Origin of the sequence: Companilactobacillus sp. FL22-1 (assembly GCF_043951805.1) — a bacterium.
In the GTDB taxonomy this organism is placed as follows: Bacteria; Bacillota; Bacilli; order Lactobacillales; family Lactobacillaceae; genus Companilactobacillus.
This window is the reverse complement of record NZ_JBINJY010000006.1, coordinates 153,896-172,626: the sequence shown is the minus strand read 5'-3', so window position 1 is coordinate 172,626 and position 18,731 is coordinate 153,896. Positions and strand designations below refer to the sequence as shown.

Genomic DNA, 18,731 nt, shown 5'->3' with positions numbered 1-18,731 from the left:
GCCCCTATTTTTGAGCAGTCAAACGACGATAGAGCTCACGGCCGACGATATCGTTAGTCCACATCCAGGCGATATGACCGAGAGCTTCAGAAATATGTTCTTCAGTAGGTTGATCTTTTGGTGAAGGAACGGTCTTCATCATTGGCATGATTCCAATGTGGAAGGCAACCCAAACGGCCAATCCAAAAATTGCTCCAGAACCCTTGCGAATAAATGGTGAGTATTCCGATAATACTTCATAAATTATGGCAAAAGAAGTTGAGAAGCCAAAATGCATTAGAAAACTTGCCCAAGACATTTGATGTCCTGAATAAGTATAAGTTCCTCTTGTAATCTTTGTTGGAATTCCCATTTGTTCCATCAAAGTTTGAGGAGGATTTACAACATTACGTTCTGGGGTTCTAGGAGGTAAAACATTTTCCCATCCCAATTTTACAAATCCTGAAAAGATACCAGCGGCTGTACCAGCAATAACAGCTGCCTTTAAGTTGACCCTTTGTTCTTTAGTTAATTTCATCATTACAACACCTCTTTAACAAATATTCATCTAAAGTATAATCCAGAAGAATTATTTAATCAGGTAATTAGTCTCCGAGGTCACAGATTCTTCATAGATTGTTATTAATTAATTCGTACTTTAGAAACTGTATATTCATAATTTCCCGTTATTATTTAAGCATAGTCAAATAACAAAAGAACAAAGAGGTGACCGAATGACTGAACAATCGATTTCCAAATTGTATTACATGAATTAATAGAAATACCCTAAAAAATTAAATTAATCCCCTTAATAATAAAAAAATTATATCCTCCCCTAATAGATATAAGAAATTACTTGAAAGAAGTGACCGGATGAAATTGAAGCCCCCCGTATAACATTATTTTCTTAGATAACTCACTTTACACATGAATAGAAATAAACCCCTATATAAAAATACTCTATTTTTTAAAAGTTTAATCCCCTTATAAACACATAGATAAAACTTTAATATCTCCCCCCTAAAGATATAAAGTTAATTTCCTAAATACAATTAGATATTTATCCCCCTAAATAAATATCTTTAAGAAGAAGCCTACCCCGCAGTAGGCTTTTTTGCTGGCAAAAATAAACTATCGATTTTTCTTCACATTTAATTACTATTTCTTTCGTACTTTCCTAATCGTATATTCATATTTACCCGCTATTATATAAGCATAGTCAAGAAACGAAGAGGTGACTCAATTGACTATAGAAGTATTATCCAAACAATGATAAATAAACTTTAAAAACTATAAATTTTTCAAACCTATCTCCTCCCTGAGATATACAAACAAACTCAAATAAGAAAGAAGTAAAATAATATGAAAAAGACAAATACAAAAAGAGTTGGCCAAACGGCCAACTCTTTTCTTTTGATAAAATAATATTTTTTTGATTTTAGTTCTTGAATTTAGCTGCTTCTTCATCATTACAGTAGAGGAAGTGTCCTGGTAAGACTTCTTGAAGTCTTTGGTCATCCTTGAAAGGAGACTTGTGATCAAAGTCAATTCTAGTCCGCTTCTTTTCTACCTCAGGATCAGGAACGGGAATAGCTGACAATAAGCTTTGTGTGTAAGCATGCAAGGGATGATTGTAAATTTCATCAGAAGCGGCTAACTCAACGATCTTACCACGATACATAACAGCGATCCGGTCACTGATGTATTTAACCATTGAAAGGTCATGGGCGATAAAGAGATAAGTTAAACCTTGCTTCTTTTGAATATCTTGCATCAAGTTAACAACTTGAGCTTGAATCGAAACATCCAAAGCAGAGATAGGTTCATCAGCAATAATAAACTGTGGATCAACGGCTAAGGCTCTGGCAATACCGATACGTTGACGTTGACCACCAGAAAATTCATAAGGGTAACGAGTCATATGTTCAGGGTTTAAGTTAACCATGTCGAGTAACTCACGCACTCTTTGGTCACGTTCTTCTTCATTCTTGACAAGACCGTGGACGTCAAGGCCTTCAGCAATGATATCCTTAACTTTCATTCTTGGATTCAATGAAGCGTAGGGATCTTGAAAGATCATCTGCATTTCACGGCGGAATTCCTTCATCTTAGGACCGTGAGCCTTGATCTTACTGATGTCTTGACCATTGAAGTAGATATGACCATCAGTAGGATTGTAGAGACGAATGATACTGCGGCCGGTAGTACTTTTACCGGAACCAGATTCACCAACTAATCCAAAAGTTTCACCTTTGTAGATATCGAAGGAAACGTCATCGACAGCTTTAACTTCGTTAGGTTTACCAATGTTGAAATATTGTTTTAGGTTTTTTACGGATACGATAACTTCGCGTTCATCAGCCATTATTGACATTGCCTCCTAACTTTGTAAATTTTTCATAACGTTTGAGGATACCTGCTGGTGGCGTTACTTTCGGTGCATTTGGATGTAACAGCCAAGTAGCAGCGTAGTGATTCTTGGAAACTTTGAAGAAAGGTGGTTGTTCTTCTTCATCGATTTCCATAGCATAAGCATTTCTTGGTGCAAAAGCATCACCCTTTGGTGGGTCCAACAAGTTTGGTGGTGTACCAGGAATGGAGTTCAAGCGAGCTGATTCGTTAGTGTCCAAAGTAGGCATTGAATCAAGCAAGCCCCAAGTATAAGGATGTTGCGGATTGTAGAAGATATCATCGACTGATCCGTATTCAACGAAACGACCGGCATACATAACGGCTACCCGATCAGCAATACCTGCTACGACACCTAAATCATGGGTGATAAAGATAATTGATGTACCGATTTTTTGTTGCAATTCTTTTAATAGATCAATGATTTGAGCTTGAACAGTAACGTCCAAAGCAGTTGTTGGTTCGTCGGCGATCAGAATTTCTGGATAATCGACGATAGCAATTGCGATAACGATACGTTGACGTTGTCCACCAGAGAATTGGTGAGGGTAGTCATTCATTCTGGCTTTAGGATTAGGAATACCTACTAAACGAAGCACTTCTTCAGCTCTTTGTAGGGCATCCTTTTTGGAAACATTGTTGTGAATCAATAGAGGTTCAGCAACTTGTTTTCCAATAGTCATTGTGGGATCAAGCGAAGTCATTGGATCTTGGAAGATCATGGAGATTTTGTTTCCACGGATCTTGTCCATTTCCTTATCGCTCTTTTGTAAGAGGTCGTCACCATGATAAAGGACTTCACCTTTAGAGATAGTGGCGTTTGAAGCTAATAATTGTAAGATTGAACGTACTGTGATGGACTTACCAGAACCAGATTCACCAACAATAGCTAAGGTTTCACCGGCATTTAAATGGAAGTTAACACCACGGATAGCATGGACGGTACCATTATAGGTATCAAAGTCGACATGTAAATCTTTTACTTCTAGAATTTTATCCATTTCGATTTCTCCTTAGTTAATGATCAGATGATTGTGGGTCAAAGGCATCACGTAGACCATCACCAAGTAGGTTAGTGGCAATCATGATAATACTCAAGATGATAGCCGGAGCCCACATTTGATATGGTAGGAATCTGAAGGCTTTTTGACCATCTGATAAAAGTGTACCTAATGATGCGTTTGGTGCTGGAATACCAATACCAATGAAACTTAAGAAAGCTTCGAAGAAAATGGCATTCGGAATTGTAAACATTGTTTGAATAATAATGGTTGAAGATAGGTTAGGAATCAAATGTTTAGTAGCAATCTTCATGGATGGTTCACCCAAGGTTCTAGCGGCTAAAATATATTCCTGTTCTTTTAACTGGAAGGTCTGCGCACGGACCAGACGAGCCATGGTAACCCAACCAGTAATAGCAATCGCGATAACAATTGATGTTAGACCTGGTTTTAGAACGATCATCATCAAAATAACAACGATCAAGTTAGGGATTGAAGAAACGATTTCAACGATACGTTGCATGAATGTATCAGTTCTGCCGCCTTTCCAACCAGAAACGATACCATAAGGTACCCCGATCAGAAGGTCAACTAAAGTAGCTAAGACGGCAACGATCAATGAAAGTCTTGTACCATAAATGATTCTTGAAAGTAGGTCACGGCCAAGGTAGTCGGTTCCTAAAATAAAGGAAGTTCCTTTTGGGGCACCGGCTTGTTTATAAGCATCGACCATATGACCACCCATGTTTTGGTAACCGTTAAAACCAGGGATATTCAAATTACCTAGTTTAGGAGGGAGATTAGATAGAGTAACTTGTTGAGCATTAGGATCATGTGGAGCAATTACAGGGGCAAAGACAGAGATTAAAACGATGATTGAAAGTAGTGTCAAACAAACGACCGCAACTTTGTTCTTAAATAAACGGCGACGAACATCTTGCATGTAAGTTAATGAAGGCGTGCTGATCTTTTCTTGTTCAGCATTATTTTCATCATGAACTAATCTAAATTTTTCCTTCGGAATTTGAGGAGTTTGTTCCATTATTCTTTACCTCCGTTTCCTAGTCTAATTCTTGGATCAATCAATCCATAAAGGATATCGACGATCAAGTAAACTATGATTAATAAGAATGAATAGAAGATTGTAAGACCCATGATTGTAGGGTAGTCATTTGTTGTAATGGACTTAACGAATTGTTCACCGATACCAGGGATAGAGAAGATATTCTCAACAACCATGGAACCAGTCATAACAGAAACGGCCATTGGACCAATGATAGTAACAACCGGGATCAATGAGTTACGAAGCGCATGTTTTGAAACAACTTTCCAATTTGAATTACCTTTGGATTTGGCTAATTCAATATAGTCACTACTCATAACATCGACCATTTCGGTTCTCATAAACCGGGCGACAGTACCTAATGGTAAAGCGGTCAGAGCCAATGTTGGTAGGATACTTGATTGGAAGTTATCCCAAAGAGCAACTGGGTAGATCTTCCATTTGTAGGCTAGATAGAACTGTAGTAAAACAGCTAAAACGAAAGATGGAATTGAAAGTCCTAAAATTGAAATAAATGTTGCTAAGGTATCAGCCCAAGTATTTTTCTTGATAGCTGCAACAGCTCCAAGCAAAATACCAAGGATAGTACCTAAGATCATAGCTTGAGCACCAATTTGCATTGATGGAGCAAGTCTTTGACCGATTAATGCAGTAACAGGTTCATTGTTGAATTGGAATGAAGTCCCCAAGTTACCATGTAATAAACCGACCATATAACGGACGTATTGAACACCGACTGATTGATCCAATCCATATTGTGCTTTAATGATCTTCAATTGATCTGGTGACATACGGTTCTGATTAGAGAACGGAGTACCAGGAAGCATCTTCATTAAGAAGAATGTGATCGAAGCAATTATGAAAAGGGTCAAAAATAAGTAAAGTATTCTTTTGAGAATATATTTAGTCATTATTTAATCTCCCTCACCTATGATTATTTTTTGTAAACAGTAACTAAGTTATAACTACCATTTGGAGTAATACGGTAATTATGGATATTTGATCTTGTTAAGTTAGCTTGATATGACTGATACAAAGGAATAGCTCCTTGGTCGTCAGTTAAGATCTTCGTTGCTTGTAGGAGATCTTGCCATCTGGCATCTTCATCAGTAGCATCAGTTGTCTTTGATTTATCGATCAAAGCGTCGTAATCCTTGTTAGAGTACTTACCATTGTTTTGTGGATTAGATGTTGTGAAGATATCCAAGAAGGTAACAGGGTCTGGATAATCAGCATTCCAACCAGTAACAACGATATCGAATTGACCTGATGAAGATTTATCAAGACGTGACTTAAATGGAACGTTTGATAGGGTGATCTTTAAGCCAGGAAGGTTCTTTTCAAGTTGACCTTGGATAAACTCATTTTGTTTCTTGGCATTATCAGTATCATCACCTAATATGGTAAAACTGAGATTCTTTTGACCAGTTTCTTTAATACCTTCTTCCCAGAGCTTCTTAGCTTCGGTTGGATTGTATTCAGTGTACTTATTTGAAGATTGTAAAATCTTTTCTTTCGTAAAGTCGGTCTTAGTCGTTGGGTTGAAGGACATACCAACAGGTACTAAAGTATGTTCAATACCACCAGTTTTACCAAGAACGTTGTTAGTCAACTGTTCACGATCGATAGCCATAGAAATTGCTTGTCTGATTTTGGCATTTTGGAAGAACTTGTATTTCTTTTGGTTAAGTTCGAGGTAGAAATTACCAGTTTGCTTATCCAATGAGAAAGTCTTGTAGTTTGAAACTTGACGAGCTGTGTCGCCACCAAGTTTTTCAAGACGGTTGATTCTATTAGTATCATAAAGGTTAAGTCCAGTATTGGCATCCTTTACGACATAGTACTTAACTTTCTTTAATTTAACAGCCTTGGCATTCCAGTAAGAATTATTCTTAACTTCAGTCCAAATGTTATTAGAGACAGTCCAGTTAACAAGTTTGAAAGGTCCATTGAAGACCATTCCAGCACTCTTTAAACCATATTGCTTGCCAGCCTTTTGTACTGCTGGTTTATATTGAGGATAAAATGTTGAACTAGCCATCAATGTGTTGAAGTAAGGGATGGCATCTTCCAAAGTAACTTCAAGTGTGTAATCATCCAAAGCTTTGATACCCAAAGTATTTACAGGCTTCTTACCAGCATTGATTGCGTCAGCGTTTTTGATACCAGTATAGATATAAGCGTATTGTGAAGCTGTTTTAGGATCAACAGTTCTACGCCAGGCATAAACGAAATCATTAGCTGTAACGGGCTTACCATTTGACCATTTAGTATGTCTTAAATGGAAAGTATAAGTTTTACCATTGTTTGTTGGCTTAACGACTTCTTTAGCTATAGCAGGTTCTAGTTTTTTACCATCATAGCGGTAAAGACCTTCCATAGTATTTGTTAAATTTTGAGCACCGATAACATCAGTGTTCATTGATGAATCCATTGTTGCGATAACATCACTGGAACTGATAGATAAAGTATCTTTACTATCCTTTTCAGTACTGGAACCACACCCACTTAAAACTAAAACAAATAGAAATAGCGGTAACAATGCCAGTAAATACTTCTTCTTGAATTTCATCAGTTAACCTCCCTAAAATAATTATTCTTAGAATACACTAATGAATATTAAAAGTGAATACCCTTAATTAAAAAAATTCTAATGTTTAACAAATAATAATACATTCCGTAATAAAATGCAAAAAAAAAACGAAAGCTGACGTAATAAAGTCAACTTTCGTTTCATTTTTAAATTTAGCCAAGATATTGGTTTTAGGGGTTTTTAACCTCAAAGATAGGTACTGAATTAATTATGTTCCAATTTTGTTTGAATATAATTATTAAATTTTTCTAATTCTACAGGACTTAAATTAGCAGTGATCAAGGAACCTTCATTCGTAAACTCTTTTTTGACAACTTGTGAGTTTTTGAGAATTTGTTCGGCAACTTTCTGGTCGCTGTACGGTACTAGTAGTTGCGTCATTTTATAGTGGTTGAAAACTTTTAACTTGATCAAATCTACCAATTTTTCGATTGATTCTTTATCGATGGCTGAATAATAAATATTATCGCCTTCGATAACTGGAAATTGTTGTCCCGGCTTTAGATCGGCTTTGTTGAAAGCATAAATCATCGGCTTATCAACAACTCCAACTTCCTTTAAAGTCTTTTCAGTAACTTCGATCATGTTACGCCAATGTTCATCAGAAACGTCGATAACTTGAATCAAGACGTCGGCATTTTGGGCTTCTTGCAAGGTAGTCTTAAATGATTCGACTAAGTTGTGAGGCAATTTACTGACGAAACCAACTGTATCTGATAGTAAGAAACTAGTGTTGTCGGCTAGATCGATTCTGCGAACACTCGTATCAAGCGTGGCGAAGAGCATGTTTTTTTCAAAAACTTTACGATCGTCAGAATCTTCTTTATTAAAGTTCAAGATACCGTTCATTGTCGTTGATTTACCAGCATTGGTATAACCGACTAATGAAACTAGCGGTAGAGAAGTGTTCGTCCGACGTCGACTTTGAACATCAATTGTTTTATCGACCGTTTTAAGCTCGTTACGTAATGCAGTAATCCGTTTTCTAATAACTCGACGATCCAATTCCAGTTTTGATTCACCAGCACCACGGTTAGCTAAGCCACCCGATGCTGACTGTTGATCCAGTGGATTACCAGAGGGGTGAATTCTTGGTAGCTGATATTGTAATTTAGCGATTTCAACTTGTAATTTAGCTTGTTTAGTTTGGGCCCGATTAGAGAAGACCTGTAGGATCAATTCAGTTCGATCCATGAAACTCAATTTAGTTTCTTTTTCCAAGTTTCTGATTTGTGAAGGTGTCAATTCGTCATTTAAAACGATAATTTGAACATCGTCCGCATTGGCAATTTCTTTGATTTCAGTAACCTTACCAGAACCAAAGTAAGTTGCACCACTGACACTGTTGGCATTTTGGATGACTGTATCAGCCACCTCCATATTGTTAGCCTCAACTAGAGCAGCTAATTCTTGCATCGTGTATTCGAAGTCAGGCTGTAGATGGCTAACTCCAGCGATGATAACACGTGTTTTTTCATAAGTTAATTTTGAATCTGTCATATATCCTCCTGGTGGCACTCATTACCCCGGGGATAAAAAATGCCTATTTATTATTTGTATGCAATGATATTAATCTTTAAGCGCATGATACGAATACCATCCTTTCGATAAACTGTATAAATAATACCATGGAAGCATATTAAACACCATATAATAGGTAGAAAACGATTTCTTAGATTTTTTAGGAACTAAAAATTTCAATTCAGGATATTTTTAAAATAAAACTAACGAACGAAAACACAAGCGTTAATGGAGTTGATCGATCAAACGGCTCAAGATGAGGCGGTGAAAAATGATTCAAATATTTTTGGAAGAATTTATCGTAGCGGTGTTTGGTCTTCTTCTTTTTTAGGCTTAGGTTTACGGAAAAGGCTGAGTAAAAAGAAGACAATCGCTGCGATGATAAAAATGGCATCGATCAAAATCCAAGTTGATTTGGTTGAATGCATGATAAATATAATACCAACGACTAGCATAGCTACGCCATACCAGAAATTGATTGTCTTGTAGAAAAGTTTATTCATAATTATATTAATCTCCAGAATTGTTAAAATGTATACGCATTATTATACACCTTTGGAGTATTTCAAAAATGTTGCCCGCAAGCGTATCTATTATTTTAAAAATCAGTTATATTAATATACGGGTGAGTAGACAAATGGAATATTCTAAACAAAAATTATTGCTTTCTATATTGATCAAATTCGATGAATCATTTAGCGACCAAGTCAATGAATCATCAATTAATCAAGAAATAGGGCAATTCATCAAGCTATCTGTCCAAGAACTCTCGGAAAAACAATATCGTGGTTCATTGTTCGATCAGAAGATCGACTGGATTATTGGAAAAATCAATCAAGCTAGAGCAACCGACAAATTATTTTTTAATGATTATACTGGTTGCTTGTGGGATCAGATCTTACAAATAAAACAAAGAACGACCAGTTTTGAAACAGCTTATTCTTTGATAGATATCCTTGGCAAAAAAGATGCTTCTCTGAAATTATAAGAGAAGCATCTTTTTTTGATTTTTTTAAGCGTTATAACGATACATTTAAAGTGCCACTTGAATGATATTCTTAAATTCCTTAGATTTGTCGCTGATTTTTGAAAGTGGCGACTTATATTTTATTTTAAAAAACAATCAAAATTGATTGCTTTTTTTATTTATCTGTTTTACTGTATTAGTGTACTAGAACAGTGAGAAGGTGAAATGATGGAGTATATAGATAACATACCGATTTACCTCCAAATCAAGGATATCTTGTATCGCAAGATTATTAGCAATGAGTATGAATTGGGGTCCCAACTGCCTTCAGTGAGACAGTTGGCAGTGCAGTTTTCTGCCAATTCTAATACCGTTCAAAAATCGCTTAAGGAGATGACTGACGAATCAGTGATCATTCCCCAAAGAGGTAAGGGTAACTTCGTGACTGAGGACGTGACAATCGTGCAAAAATTGAAAGAAAATATCGTAAATGAAATGTTTGATGCAACTTATGACAAATTGCATTCATTAAATATGAATGATAAAGAAATCATGAATAGTTTCAGTAACTATGTAAAACAACGGGAGGATGGTCATGAGTAAGATTCTAGAAATTAGCGAATTGAAATACAAAAAGAATAATAAGTTAATTTTGAATAATGTAAATCTTAACTTGGATAACGGAAAAATCGTTGGTTTACTTGGGGCTAATGGAGCGGGTAAAACAACACTTATGCGTTTGATAGCTGGAGTAAACGCAAAGACGGCGGGTAAAATCGTGGTTTCAGGAATCGAGAGTAAAGCCGCTATCAAGTCCTGTGTCAGCATGACTTATTCTTTAGACAGTTTCACTAAATCTAGAGGAGCTTTAAATAGTGAGAATAGCATCAAAGTTAAAAACATCGTGAAGTTTTATTTGGATGTCTACCCAGATTTCTTTTTAGAGAAGTATCAAGCGATGGCTAAGTATTTGGGAATCGATAGTGATACTAAGGTCGCTAGGATGTCGACTGGTAGTCGTGAAAAATTAGTCATTGCTTTGACTTTGGCTCGACAAGTACCGTTATATCTATTGGATGAACCTTTGAATGGAATCGATATTATGACTCGGAAGAAGATCATCAAAAGTATTATTCAATGGAAACCTGACGATTCAACGATTATTATCAGTTCACATTACGTGAATGAAATTGCTAGTTTGCTGGATGAAGTAGTTATTATCAAAGACCAAACGATCTATGAAGTCAGTTTGGTTGAGGATATTCAAACTAAGTATCATTTAGGAATCGAAGATTACTACGAAAAAGTTTACGAAGGGAGTCTTCACGATGAGTAGTTTAGGCCGAATCAGTAAAGGATTATTCAAAGATAGATTCACTTTTGTGACGAAGCTTTTCGGGATTCAAATCTTGATTCTAGTAGCTACTCAATTGTGGTCACACTTTTCTACAAGGATGGGAACGACTAGTTTTACCGGAAATATTGTAATGTTTACTGTGGTGATGGTTGCTATAACGGCAGTAATGAATGAAAAAATAATTACTAATGATAAATACCGCTTGATTCCCGTTAGCGATGGCGTCCTTTATGGTAGTAGCTTATTGACAGCTTTTGTGTCGTTATTATATTTCACACTTGGTGAGATCGTTATTTACTTAATGGCTTATTGGATTTTTCCTAATCACTACGACCAAATGATGATCAATGACTTTAATTCAATTCAACAGTATTTCTTCAAATTCGAAGTATTGATAGCTTTTATTCTCGGCATTATTGTCGTTTGGACTGGCGTAACGGCGTTACATTTATTAATCAATTGGGTCAATGATTTCTTGCCGTTCAGAAGTCAAACCATCAGTAAAGTTATCGTGGCAATCGTTATCGTGTGGGCGTTTATGATACCGTTCAATTTCATTACCGGAAATGTGCTTCGCCTTATGGGGATCAATGATATGAACAGCAGCTTCGCGGCGGTCAGTCACGTGATGTATTCCGGTATGGGCATGATGGTAATCTGGATCGTCATTTTCAGTGCCATCAATCTTTATTTATTAAATAAAAAATCTGAAACAACTATTTAAGAGAGGAGTAGATTCATGACTGAAATATTAAAAATCAAAAATTTAAAATATAAAAAGAATAACAAAGTAATTCTGACGGATGTCAATTTATCGATCAACAGTGGCAAGATCATTGGGCTACTTGGTGAGAATGGCGCTGGTAAAACAACTTTGATGCGTTTGATAGCTGGAGTTAATTCTGTACCTGAAGGTGTTATAACGGTTGGCGGTCAGGTGAAAAAAGCTGATATTAAACAAAACGTCAGTTTAAGCGACCAATTAGGCGGTTTTGGTAAGAACACTAAAATCAGCGAGATCTTAAGATTTTATGAGAATGTCTACCATGATTTTTCAAAAGAGAAATACGCACAAATTTCTGACTTCTTAGGCTTAGATGAGACTAAGCGTCTATCAGCTCTCTCAACTGGTACGCGTGGAAAATTGGTTATCGCCTTGGCACTTTCACGTGAAACAATGCTCTACTTGTTAGATGAACCTTTGAGTGGAATCGACAGCATGTCTCGTAAGAAAATCATCAGCAGTATTATTCGTTGGAAGAGTGACAATTCAACAATTATTATCAGTGATCATTATGTGACAGAAATCGCTAGTTTGTTAGACGATGTCATCATTATCAAAGACGAAACTATTTATCAAGTCAGTTCCGTTGAAAACATTCAAGAGAAGTATCACTTAGGTGTTGAAGAGTATTATGAACAGGTTTATGAAGGTGGTGTTACTAATGAGTGATTATATCAATTTGAGTAAGAATCTAATCTATGATAAGTGGAAGACGATGAACTGGGTCGTCATCATTCAATTGATTGCTTTTGTGGTCATGTATTTATGGAGATTGATCACGGGAGGCTTTGACGGCAGCCTTATGCCAAGTTATTTTGTCGCTTTTTTTACTTTTGAAACTGTATTAGCTAGTTTAGTTGGTTTTGTAATGTTGTCACGGCGTAACGAACAAGTTTTCACAAGCAACAATTACCGTTTGATACCAGTGTCTGACACAAAATTATATTTCGGCAATGTTCTAACTACCTTACTAGCCTATATTTATTTACAAATCATTGAAGGTATTTTGGGCAATATAGTTATGTTCATGGCTGGTGGCAACTGGAGTGATATTTCGATCAGTTCTGTCGTTGGACATTCCGAAATTGCTTCCATGGTCTTAATCTTCATCTTGATGATTTTAGGAGCTATTCTGATGTGGACTGGTATCACAGTTATTCACTTCTTGATCGGTTGGATCAGTGGTTTCTTACCTTTTGGTCGGCAAAAATTCGTTACTTTTATTCTTTACTTCGTCGTAACATGTATCGGTTTGATAATCTTCAACTTCACGACCGGTAAGGTGATTAAATTCTTAATTACGCATATAAGTACGCAAGGGATCACTAATTTGAATCAATTAAATAATGTCTTGTGGATCAGCTGCGGTATCACGTTCGTCTGGATTGCCGTATTTACATTATTGAATATTTATCTCTTGAAGAGATGGACCGAAACAATTCGTTAAACACTACAAAAATAACTATGGGATGGTTTGATTATGAGTAGCGTTCTGGGTGTAACAAAGGATTTAATGTGGAGTAAGTTCAAATTAATGAATATGATCTTACTTTTCGATCTCCTAGAGGTTTTAGTTTTAATTTTTATTGGAGTTTTAAAGTTAAATGGTGCGAAACAAGGAAAAGCCGGATTATCTATTTTGCTCAATTACAGTGAGGGTGTCTTGATCTTTAGTGCCTGCGTGGTTTATCTGATTGGCGTTTTGTTGTTGATCAGAAGTAACGAGCAAGTTTTTTCGAATGATCGATATCGCCTGATTCCCTTATCTGAAATGAAACTGTATTTCATCAATTTGGTAACGACTAGTTTGGCATATTGCTATCTAGTGATTTCAGCGACTGGTATCTTTATCCTCGCTTCATATACACAAATGAAGAGTGATATTTTTTTACATTTCATTATATGGAATAGTAATGAGTTGAAACTACTTGTTAAAGACGGTGTCATTACGGTGCTGGGAATCATCTTGATTTGGACTTGCGGCACCTTGATTCACCTTTTGGTCGATTACCTCAGTAATTTTCTCTCAACAAATAAACGCAAATTAACTTTTGTGATTATGAACTTCCTAATTTTGGGGTTGAGTATGGGCATTATCTTTGTAACTTTAACGAGGATGTCTCTAATTGATTTAGATGATTACCGAGGACTTGTGGCCCAAACATTCTTTAAAGTTTGTTTTTTTGATTTAGCCGGTATCGGACTTTCGATTATCGGAAGTTTACATTTATTACAGAATTATTTCGAAACTAGTCGTTAGATTACGTTCATGATAAGAAAATGTACGTTTATGATTAAATTGGCATATAAATAATTTTTTGGAGTATTATCGATACTAATAAAATAGTAAAGAAGGGTTCAACGTGAGGTTCAATAACGATTTTTACAAAGGAAAATACTTTTGGATAGGGATCTTTTGCATCTCCTTTCTAACAGTTTTCCCGTGGAATAATGTCTGTACGATCAACGGCATTTTTTCTTTTTTCATGGTCGTTATCGGTACAGTAATGTTGATCAATTCAATATTTAATTTTTCAAAATACTTTTCCTAAGGATTTTAGTTCCGACTAGACATCGTGAACTAAGATCCTTTTTTTTGTAGCGTAATTGTTGACGTCTTGTCAATCATTGAGACTCTCATTATATGACAATAAATATTATGATGAAGGAGATTGGTATACCTGAAAGAAGGGATCTCTATGTCTGACACACTTGCATTATTAGCACTTATTTTTGGATTTACGCAAATTGCTCTAACCATTAAAGCCATTCGGCAAGTTAGGCACGAATCGAAAAGATTTTATCCTCGTTTTACAGCCTTTATTTTATTGTTTGGTTCGAGCTTTGGTCTGATATTAGTTTTTATTGGTTTAGACATTATTTTCAAATGGATTTGATCCTTTGGTAAAATGTCTTATGATAAAAGAAAAGTGGGATGATTACGTGGGTATTGAGATGATTGGAATCGTTGTTATTTTGATGGGGATCTATCAAATATATGTTGGTCGAAAAATGTATTTTAATATTAAAAAGAATGTCAAAAATCCACAGCCTTATGTTTTCATGGGGGTTTATATGTCACTGATCATTGGAATTATTTGTTTAGTTGTCGGAGCTTTTTTGATTAAGTGACCGTTATATAACGGTATAATTCAGAGAAAATTTAATATGGAAGAAAAATACAAGAGTGAAGCAAATATGCTTGGCTTCCCAGTATTAATGCAAATAGAGCGACAACTCAATTTTGAGTTGTCGCTCTATTTGCATTAAGCAGACGTTGTGCCTTGGTTCAGTTAGATTTTATTTAAATTGTCCATGTCTTCAATCAATTCATAAACTTGTTCCATACTGCCGACATAAACGCCACTGGCCAGAGGATGACCACCGCCGCCGAATTTTTCGGCAATTTGGTTAATAGGCATTTTTTTAGAACGCAAGTTGACACGGAAATGATCAGTTACTTTTTCACTAACGACGATCCAATTGTTGACCTTATTGATGCGACCAATCAAGGGAACAGCATTGTCAATCTCACCGTCTTGTAAGTGAAAGCCTTCTAAATCAGGCTTACGGATAATAATATAGCCAAATCCAGACTCGGTTAGTTTGAAGTTGTTTAGTATATAAGCTTCCAAGCGTGCTAAACGTTCGGACATCTCATCTTCGTGCAGAGCAATTTGGGAAATGTCGATACCTGTTTTAGCAAGATTGGTTGCTACTTGTAAAGTTTGGTAACTAGTCTCGCCATATAAGAAGCGATTAGTATCGCCAACGATACCTGCATATAGTTTAAAGGCACTTTCTTGAGACAAGTTGAGCGGTTCTAGTTGAACTGTCAAATCGTAAATCATTTCGGAACAACTAGAAATTCTATCTTCGACCCAATTAATATCGCCAAACGAATCGACATCTGGGTGATGATCAATCTTAATTATCTTGTCAGCCAGCCGATATTCGCCAGCATTATCGATTCTTTTAGCATTAGCAGTGTCAACAGCAATGACCAGTGCATCTTGATAAACTTCTTGAGAAACTTGGTCCATGGACCCGATCCAATCTAATACGGGTAAGTCAATTCCCGTCGCATAAACTTCCTTATTAGGATAGGCTTCTTGGAGCATCAATTTGAGACCAACTTGGGACCCGATCGCATCAGGGTCAGGGTTTTGATGTCTCACAATAATAATTTTGTCGTATTCTTCGATACTTTTTAAAATATCAGCAATCATAGAAAGTACTCCTCAGCGTTTATCAATTTAGTTATATTCTATCATCAATACTGGTTATTTTACCCATTAGATTACTCAACACTCATCGTAAGCTGAACTTACAAAACTGTAAGTAGATGTAAGAGAAAACCCACGACTCATCACCCCATACCCTTTATGATAGATATATCAAATGGAGGGAAGTAAACATGCAAAAAATAGTCGATGTACAAAATATTGAAAAAATATACGGAAAAGTGGGCGAGAAACAATTTAAAGCCTTATCTGATGTTAATTTTGAAGTAAAACCTGGGGAATTTGTTGGAATCATGGGTGCCTCAGGTTCGGGTAAAACTACTTTACTGAATATTTTGTCTACATTAGACACACCCACTAGTGGCCAAGTAGAAATTGCTGGTCAAGACATAACTAAATTAAATAACAATCAAATGGCCGACTTTCGGGCTAATAAAATTGGCTTCATTTTTCAAGACTTTAATTTATTGGAAAATTTAACAGCTTATGAAAATATCGCATTGCCATTAGCTTTGCAGAATAAAGCTACCAAGGAGATTAAACCAGCAGTAATGAGTATTGCTGAAAAACTTGGTCTTACGGAAATCTTGAATCATTATCCAACTGAATTGTCAGGTGGACAAAAACAACGTGTTGCGGCCGCTCGTGCTTTAGTACACAATCCTTCAATCGTCTTTGGTGATGAACCTACTGGTGCCTTAGATTCCAAGAGTGCTAGAGCTCTGTTAGATACGTTAACGAAAATCAATCGTGAAGATAATGTATCAATTTTACTGGTGACTCATGATCCGTTTTCAGCAAGTTTCTGTGACCGAATCCTCTTTATCAAAGATGGTGAAATCGGCCAGGAATTGAAAAAGGAAAAACGCAATCGAGCTGAATATTATCAAGAAATCCTAGATTCACTCGGAACATTTGCAGAATAGGGGGGTAAACATGTTAAACAAATTAGCTTTAAACGGTATCAAGCATCGGGCGCGTGATTACAGTGTGCTTTTTTCAGGACTGATGATTGCGGCAGCGATATTTTATATGTTCATGGCACTAGCCACGAATCAATCTTTCTTAAAATCTAATTCACCAGCCAGTGCAACAGTCTTTATTTTTGGTTTTGGAATCGTCTTGTTGGCAATCATCACGATCGTTTACATCAATTATGCCAATACCTTTCTCTTGAGTATGCGCCAAAAAGAGTACGGGATGTTCATGATGTTAGGTGCTAAAAGTAGTAAGATTTCGCAAATGATTTTCATTGAAACTTTATCAATTGGCGCCATTGCTACTTTGATCGGGTCAGCCATTGGAATTTTCTTGACCGGATTCGTTGGTAAATGGCTGATCAGTGCATTGGACATGCAGATCAAGCACTTCGATAGTTTTTATTTACCAGCTTTTCTTTGGACATTGGCTTTCTTCGTGATTATTTTTGCCTTTTCCGCTATCAGAAATGCAATCTCATTACGTCGCAGTAAAGTATTAACTTTATTGAATCGTGATAGCCAACCAGTAAAAATCAAACGTAACGGCGTTGTAAAAGCTGTTCAAGCAGTTTTAGGACTCATTCTCTTGGCTGTGGGATATTTAACCATGTATTTTGTTGGTCAACAGCCAGGTTTTATTTATTTAGGTATTCCCTTGGCTTTAATCACCATTGTTGGTGGAACTTACTTTACGATCAATTCACTTGTAACATTCGTCATCGTCGCTTTGAAACGTAATATTAAGTATTCTCAAAAAGGTTTGAATAATTTTACACTTTCACAATTGAGTTTTCGAATCAATGACTACACCAAGATTCTCTCAATGGTTTCGATTATGTTTGCCTTAGCTTTAGGCGCTATAACGGTCGGCTTAGGTTTCAACAATCAAATTGACAATGTGGTAAATGGACAAAGCTACTATGATGTCCAAGTTACCAATCCGGATGCTGCACAGCAGAAACGCATCCGTGGTTTACAAATTGACAAAGAGAATGTTTATACCTACAAAACAGACGCTAAAAATGTCTATTATCAAGCCAGTGAATTCAAGAAACAACCATTGGGTTATTCCAAAATCAATACTGAGACAATGGTCTCAAAGCACGCCACTTCAAGTGATCCTAGTAAAAATGACAATGCAAATTTTGCGTTGATGAATACAAGGTTGCCAGCACAAAGAACTAAAAATACTAAATTATTGAGTGATCAAGAGTATGCAGCAATCAAATCGCCAGAGACTAAGACAGTCTTAGTTAAGACGAATTCATTTAAGGGTAACTTGAATCAGATCAAAGCAATTTCAAAAGCTGAAAATCAACGTTATCCTGAATTAAAGACCGCCGGTGGCGATAAGTACAGTTCTTATACAATGATCAATGGTTTCTTCTCTGGATTAGAATTTATGGGCTTATTCTTGGGAATTGCCTTTCTAGCTATGCTTGCTAGTTGCTTGATGTTTAAGATTTTGTCTGGAGCTAGTGGTGACGTTAAGCGTTATAACATGCTTTATAAAGTTGGTACTCGTCAAAAGATGCTTCGTCAAACAATCAATAAGGAAATTGCCGTTTTGTTCTCTGTTCCTGCAATTCTAGGTTTGATTCATGTACTGGTTGGTTTACAGCTATTTAGTAAGATCCTTTACCAACCATACAGTCATATTGAGATTCCATTCATGATTTTCATCGTATTGTATTTGATTTATTACTTCGTTACTAGATACTTATACAAAAAAATCGTCCTTAAAAATTAAGATTAAATTATGTCAGATTGTTTCTAATAATCTGGCTTTTTTGTTTGTTCGTAAAAAAAATTTATTTTTGGAATTGTTGAAAT

20 protein-coding genes are annotated in these 18,731 nt (G+C 36.1%); 11 read left to right on the top strand and 9 right to left on the bottom strand.

What is annotated here, in order from left to right:
- Positions 1-4 precede the first annotated feature (4 nt).
- From ACG72T_RS06710 to ACG72T_RS06675, 8 genes are all read right to left on the bottom strand, one after another.
- On the bottom strand, positions 5-517 hold the full coding sequence (locus ACG72T_RS06710; protein ID WP_395265433.1) for a YagU family protein: 513 nt from the start codon (positions 515-517) through the stop codon (positions 5-7).
- A 900-nt stretch (positions 518-1,417) separates the two neighbouring features.
- On the bottom strand, positions 1,418-2,344 hold the full coding sequence (locus ACG72T_RS06705) for an ABC transporter ATP-binding protein (protein WP_395265404.1): 927 nt from the start codon (positions 2,342-2,344) through the stop codon (positions 1,418-1,420).
- Complete coding sequence (locus ACG72T_RS06700) at positions 2,337-3,389, bottom strand: ABC transporter ATP-binding protein (RefSeq protein WP_395265403.1); 1,053 nt, start codon at positions 3,387-3,389, stop codon at positions 2,337-2,339. The genes ACG72T_RS06705 and ACG72T_RS06700 overlap by 8 nt, the downstream gene beginning before the upstream one ends.
- Positions 3,390-3,405: 16 nt before the next feature.
- On the bottom strand, positions 3,406-4,431 hold the full coding sequence (locus ACG72T_RS06695; protein WP_395265402.1) for an ABC transporter permease: 1,026 nt from the start codon (positions 4,429-4,431) through the stop codon (positions 3,406-3,408).
- A complete protein-coding gene (gene opp3b / locus ACG72T_RS06690) occupies positions 4,431-5,363 on the bottom strand; it encodes an oligopeptide ABC transporter permease (RefSeq protein ID WP_395265401.1) in 933 nt (310 codons plus the stop codon). The genes ACG72T_RS06695 and opp3b overlap by 1 nt, the downstream gene beginning before the upstream one ends.
- A 23-nt stretch (positions 5,364-5,386) precedes the next feature.
- A complete protein-coding gene (locus ACG72T_RS06685; protein ID WP_395265400.1) occupies positions 5,387-7,024 on the bottom strand; it encodes a peptide ABC transporter substrate-binding protein in 1,638 nt (545 codons plus the stop codon).
- 225 nt (positions 7,025-7,249) lie between these two features.
- Positions 7,250-8,545, bottom strand: a complete 1,296-nt coding sequence (gene hflX / locus ACG72T_RS06680) for a GTPase HflX (RefSeq protein ID WP_395265399.1) — start codon at positions 8,543-8,545, stop codon at positions 7,250-7,252.
- 317 nt (positions 8,546-8,862) lie between these two features.
- A complete protein-coding gene (locus ACG72T_RS06675) occupies positions 8,863-9,069 on the bottom strand; it encodes a hypothetical protein (RefSeq protein ID WP_395265398.1) in 207 nt (68 codons plus the stop codon).
- Positions 9,070-9,203: 134 nt separating this feature from the next.
- On the opposite strand from ACG72T_RS06675, the gene ACG72T_RS06670 reads away from it, so the two are divergent.
- The 9 genes from ACG72T_RS06670 (at position 9,204) to ACG72T_RS06630 (ending at position 14,806) form a co-directional block, all read left to right on the top strand.
- Positions 9,204-9,554, top strand: coding sequence for a hypothetical protein (locus ACG72T_RS06670; protein WP_395265397.1), 351 nt, complete (start codon positions 9,204-9,206; stop codon positions 9,552-9,554).
- Between the two features lie 204 nt (positions 9,555-9,758).
- On the top strand, positions 9,759-10,136 hold the full coding sequence (locus ACG72T_RS06665; protein ID WP_395265396.1) for a GntR family transcriptional regulator: 378 nt from the start codon (positions 9,759-9,761) through the stop codon (positions 10,134-10,136).
- Positions 10,129-10,869, top strand: a complete 741-nt coding sequence (locus tag ACG72T_RS06660) for an ATP-binding cassette domain-containing protein (protein WP_395265394.1) — start codon at positions 10,129-10,131, stop codon at positions 10,867-10,869. Before ACG72T_RS06665 ends, ACG72T_RS06660 begins: the two co-directional genes overlap by 8 nt.
- Positions 10,862-11,614, top strand: a complete 753-nt coding sequence (locus tag ACG72T_RS06655) for a hypothetical protein (RefSeq protein ID WP_395265393.1) — start codon at positions 10,862-10,864, stop codon at positions 11,612-11,614. The genes ACG72T_RS06660 and ACG72T_RS06655 overlap by 8 nt, the downstream gene beginning before the upstream one ends.
- 15 nt (positions 11,615-11,629) lie before the next feature.
- On the top strand, positions 11,630-12,343 hold the full coding sequence (locus ACG72T_RS06650) for an ATP-binding cassette domain-containing protein (protein WP_395265392.1): 714 nt from the start codon (positions 11,630-11,632) through the stop codon (positions 12,341-12,343).
- Positions 12,336-13,121, top strand: coding sequence for a hypothetical protein (locus tag ACG72T_RS06645; protein WP_395265391.1), 786 nt, complete (start codon positions 12,336-12,338; stop codon positions 13,119-13,121). Before ACG72T_RS06650 ends, ACG72T_RS06645 begins: the two co-directional genes overlap by 8 nt.
- A 33-nt stretch (positions 13,122-13,154) precedes the next feature.
- A complete protein-coding gene (locus tag ACG72T_RS06640) occupies positions 13,155-13,934 on the top strand; it encodes a hypothetical protein (protein WP_395265390.1) in 780 nt (259 codons plus the stop codon).
- A 439-nt stretch (positions 13,935-14,373) separates the two neighbouring features.
- On the top strand, positions 14,374-14,571 hold the full coding sequence (locus ACG72T_RS06635) for a hypothetical protein (protein ID WP_395265389.1): 198 nt from the start codon (positions 14,374-14,376) through the stop codon (positions 14,569-14,571).
- Positions 14,572-14,590: 19 nt separating this feature from the next.
- Complete coding sequence (locus ACG72T_RS06630) at positions 14,591-14,806, top strand: hypothetical protein (protein WP_395265388.1); 216 nt, start codon at positions 14,591-14,593, stop codon at positions 14,804-14,806.
- Between the two features lie 161 nt (positions 14,807-14,967).
- Here the strand turns inward: ACG72T_RS06630 and ACG72T_RS06625 are convergent, their stop codons facing one another.
- The gene (locus ACG72T_RS06625) at positions 14,968-15,903 is read right to left on the bottom strand and encodes a bifunctional oligoribonuclease/PAP phosphatase NrnA (RefSeq protein ID WP_395265387.1); all 936 of its coding nucleotides are present in this window, start codon (positions 15,901-15,903) and stop codon (positions 14,968-14,970) included.
- Between the two features lie 188 nt (positions 15,904-16,091).
- On the opposite strand from ACG72T_RS06625, the gene ACG72T_RS06620 reads away from it, so the two are divergent.
- A complete protein-coding gene (locus ACG72T_RS06620; RefSeq protein ID WP_395265386.1) occupies positions 16,092-16,844 on the top strand; it encodes an ABC transporter ATP-binding protein in 753 nt (250 codons plus the stop codon).
- A 10-nt stretch (positions 16,845-16,854) separates the two neighbouring features.
- Complete coding sequence (locus tag ACG72T_RS06615) at positions 16,855-18,648, top strand: FtsX-like permease family protein (protein WP_395265385.1); 1,794 nt, start codon at positions 16,855-16,857, stop codon at positions 18,646-18,648.
- The last annotated feature ends 83 nt before the right edge of the window (positions 18,649-18,731 follow it).

Bases quoted from the DNA above. Each gene is read 5' to 3' on its own strand.
- ACG72T_RS06710 (WP_395265433.1), bottom strand. From the start codon at position 517: ATGAAATTAACTAAAGAACAAAGGGTCAACTTAAAGGCAGCTGTTATT.
- ACG72T_RS06705 (WP_395265404.1), bottom strand. From the start codon at position 2,344: ATGGCTGATGAACGCGAAGTTATCGTATCCGTAAAAAACCTAAAACAA.
- ACG72T_RS06700 (WP_395265403.1), bottom strand. From the start codon at position 3,389: ATGGATAAAATTCTAGAAGTAAAAGATTTACATGTCGACTTTGATACC.
- ACG72T_RS06695 (WP_395265402.1), bottom strand. From the start codon at position 4,431: ATGGAACAAACTCCTCAAATTCCGAAGGAAAAATTTAGATTAGTTCAT.
- opp3b (WP_395265401.1), bottom strand. From the start codon at position 5,363: ATGACTAAATATATTCTCAAAAGAATACTTTACTTATTTTTGACCCTT.
- ACG72T_RS06685 (WP_395265400.1), bottom strand. From the start codon at position 7,024: ATGAAATTCAAGAAGAAGTATTTACTGGCATTGTTACCGCTATTTCTA.
- hflX (WP_395265399.1), bottom strand. From the start codon at position 8,545: ATGACAGATTCAAAATTAACTTATGAAAAAACACGTGTTATCATCGCT.
- ACG72T_RS06675 (WP_395265398.1), bottom strand. From the start codon at position 9,069: ATGAATAAACTTTTCTACAAGACAATCAATTTCTGGTATGGCGTAGCT.
- ACG72T_RS06670 (WP_395265397.1), top strand. From the start codon at position 9,204: ATGGAATATTCTAAACAAAAATTATTGCTTTCTATATTGATCAAATTC.
- ACG72T_RS06665 (WP_395265396.1), top strand. From the start codon at position 9,759: ATGATGGAGTATATAGATAACATACCGATTTACCTCCAAATCAAGGAT.
- ACG72T_RS06660 (WP_395265394.1), top strand. From the start codon at position 10,129: ATGAGTAAGATTCTAGAAATTAGCGAATTGAAATACAAAAAGAATAAT.
- ACG72T_RS06655 (WP_395265393.1), top strand. From the start codon at position 10,862: ATGAGTAGTTTAGGCCGAATCAGTAAAGGATTATTCAAAGATAGATTC.
- ACG72T_RS06650 (WP_395265392.1), top strand. From the start codon at position 11,630: ATGACTGAAATATTAAAAATCAAAAATTTAAAATATAAAAAGAATAAC.
- ACG72T_RS06645 (WP_395265391.1), top strand. From the start codon at position 12,336: ATGAGTGATTATATCAATTTGAGTAAGAATCTAATCTATGATAAGTGG.
- ACG72T_RS06640 (WP_395265390.1), top strand. From the start codon at position 13,155: ATGAGTAGCGTTCTGGGTGTAACAAAGGATTTAATGTGGAGTAAGTTC.
- ACG72T_RS06635 (WP_395265389.1), top strand. From the start codon at position 14,374: ATGTCTGACACACTTGCATTATTAGCACTTATTTTTGGATTTACGCAA.
- ACG72T_RS06630 (WP_395265388.1), top strand. From the start codon at position 14,591: ATGATAAAAGAAAAGTGGGATGATTACGTGGGTATTGAGATGATTGGA.
- ACG72T_RS06625 (WP_395265387.1), bottom strand. From the start codon at position 15,903: ATGATTGCTGATATTTTAAAAAGTATCGAAGAATACGACAAAATTATT.
- ACG72T_RS06620 (WP_395265386.1), top strand. From the start codon at position 16,092: ATGCAAAAAATAGTCGATGTACAAAATATTGAAAAAATATACGGAAAA.
- ACG72T_RS06615 (WP_395265385.1), top strand. From the start codon at position 16,855: ATGTTAAACAAATTAGCTTTAAACGGTATCAAGCATCGGGCGCGTGAT.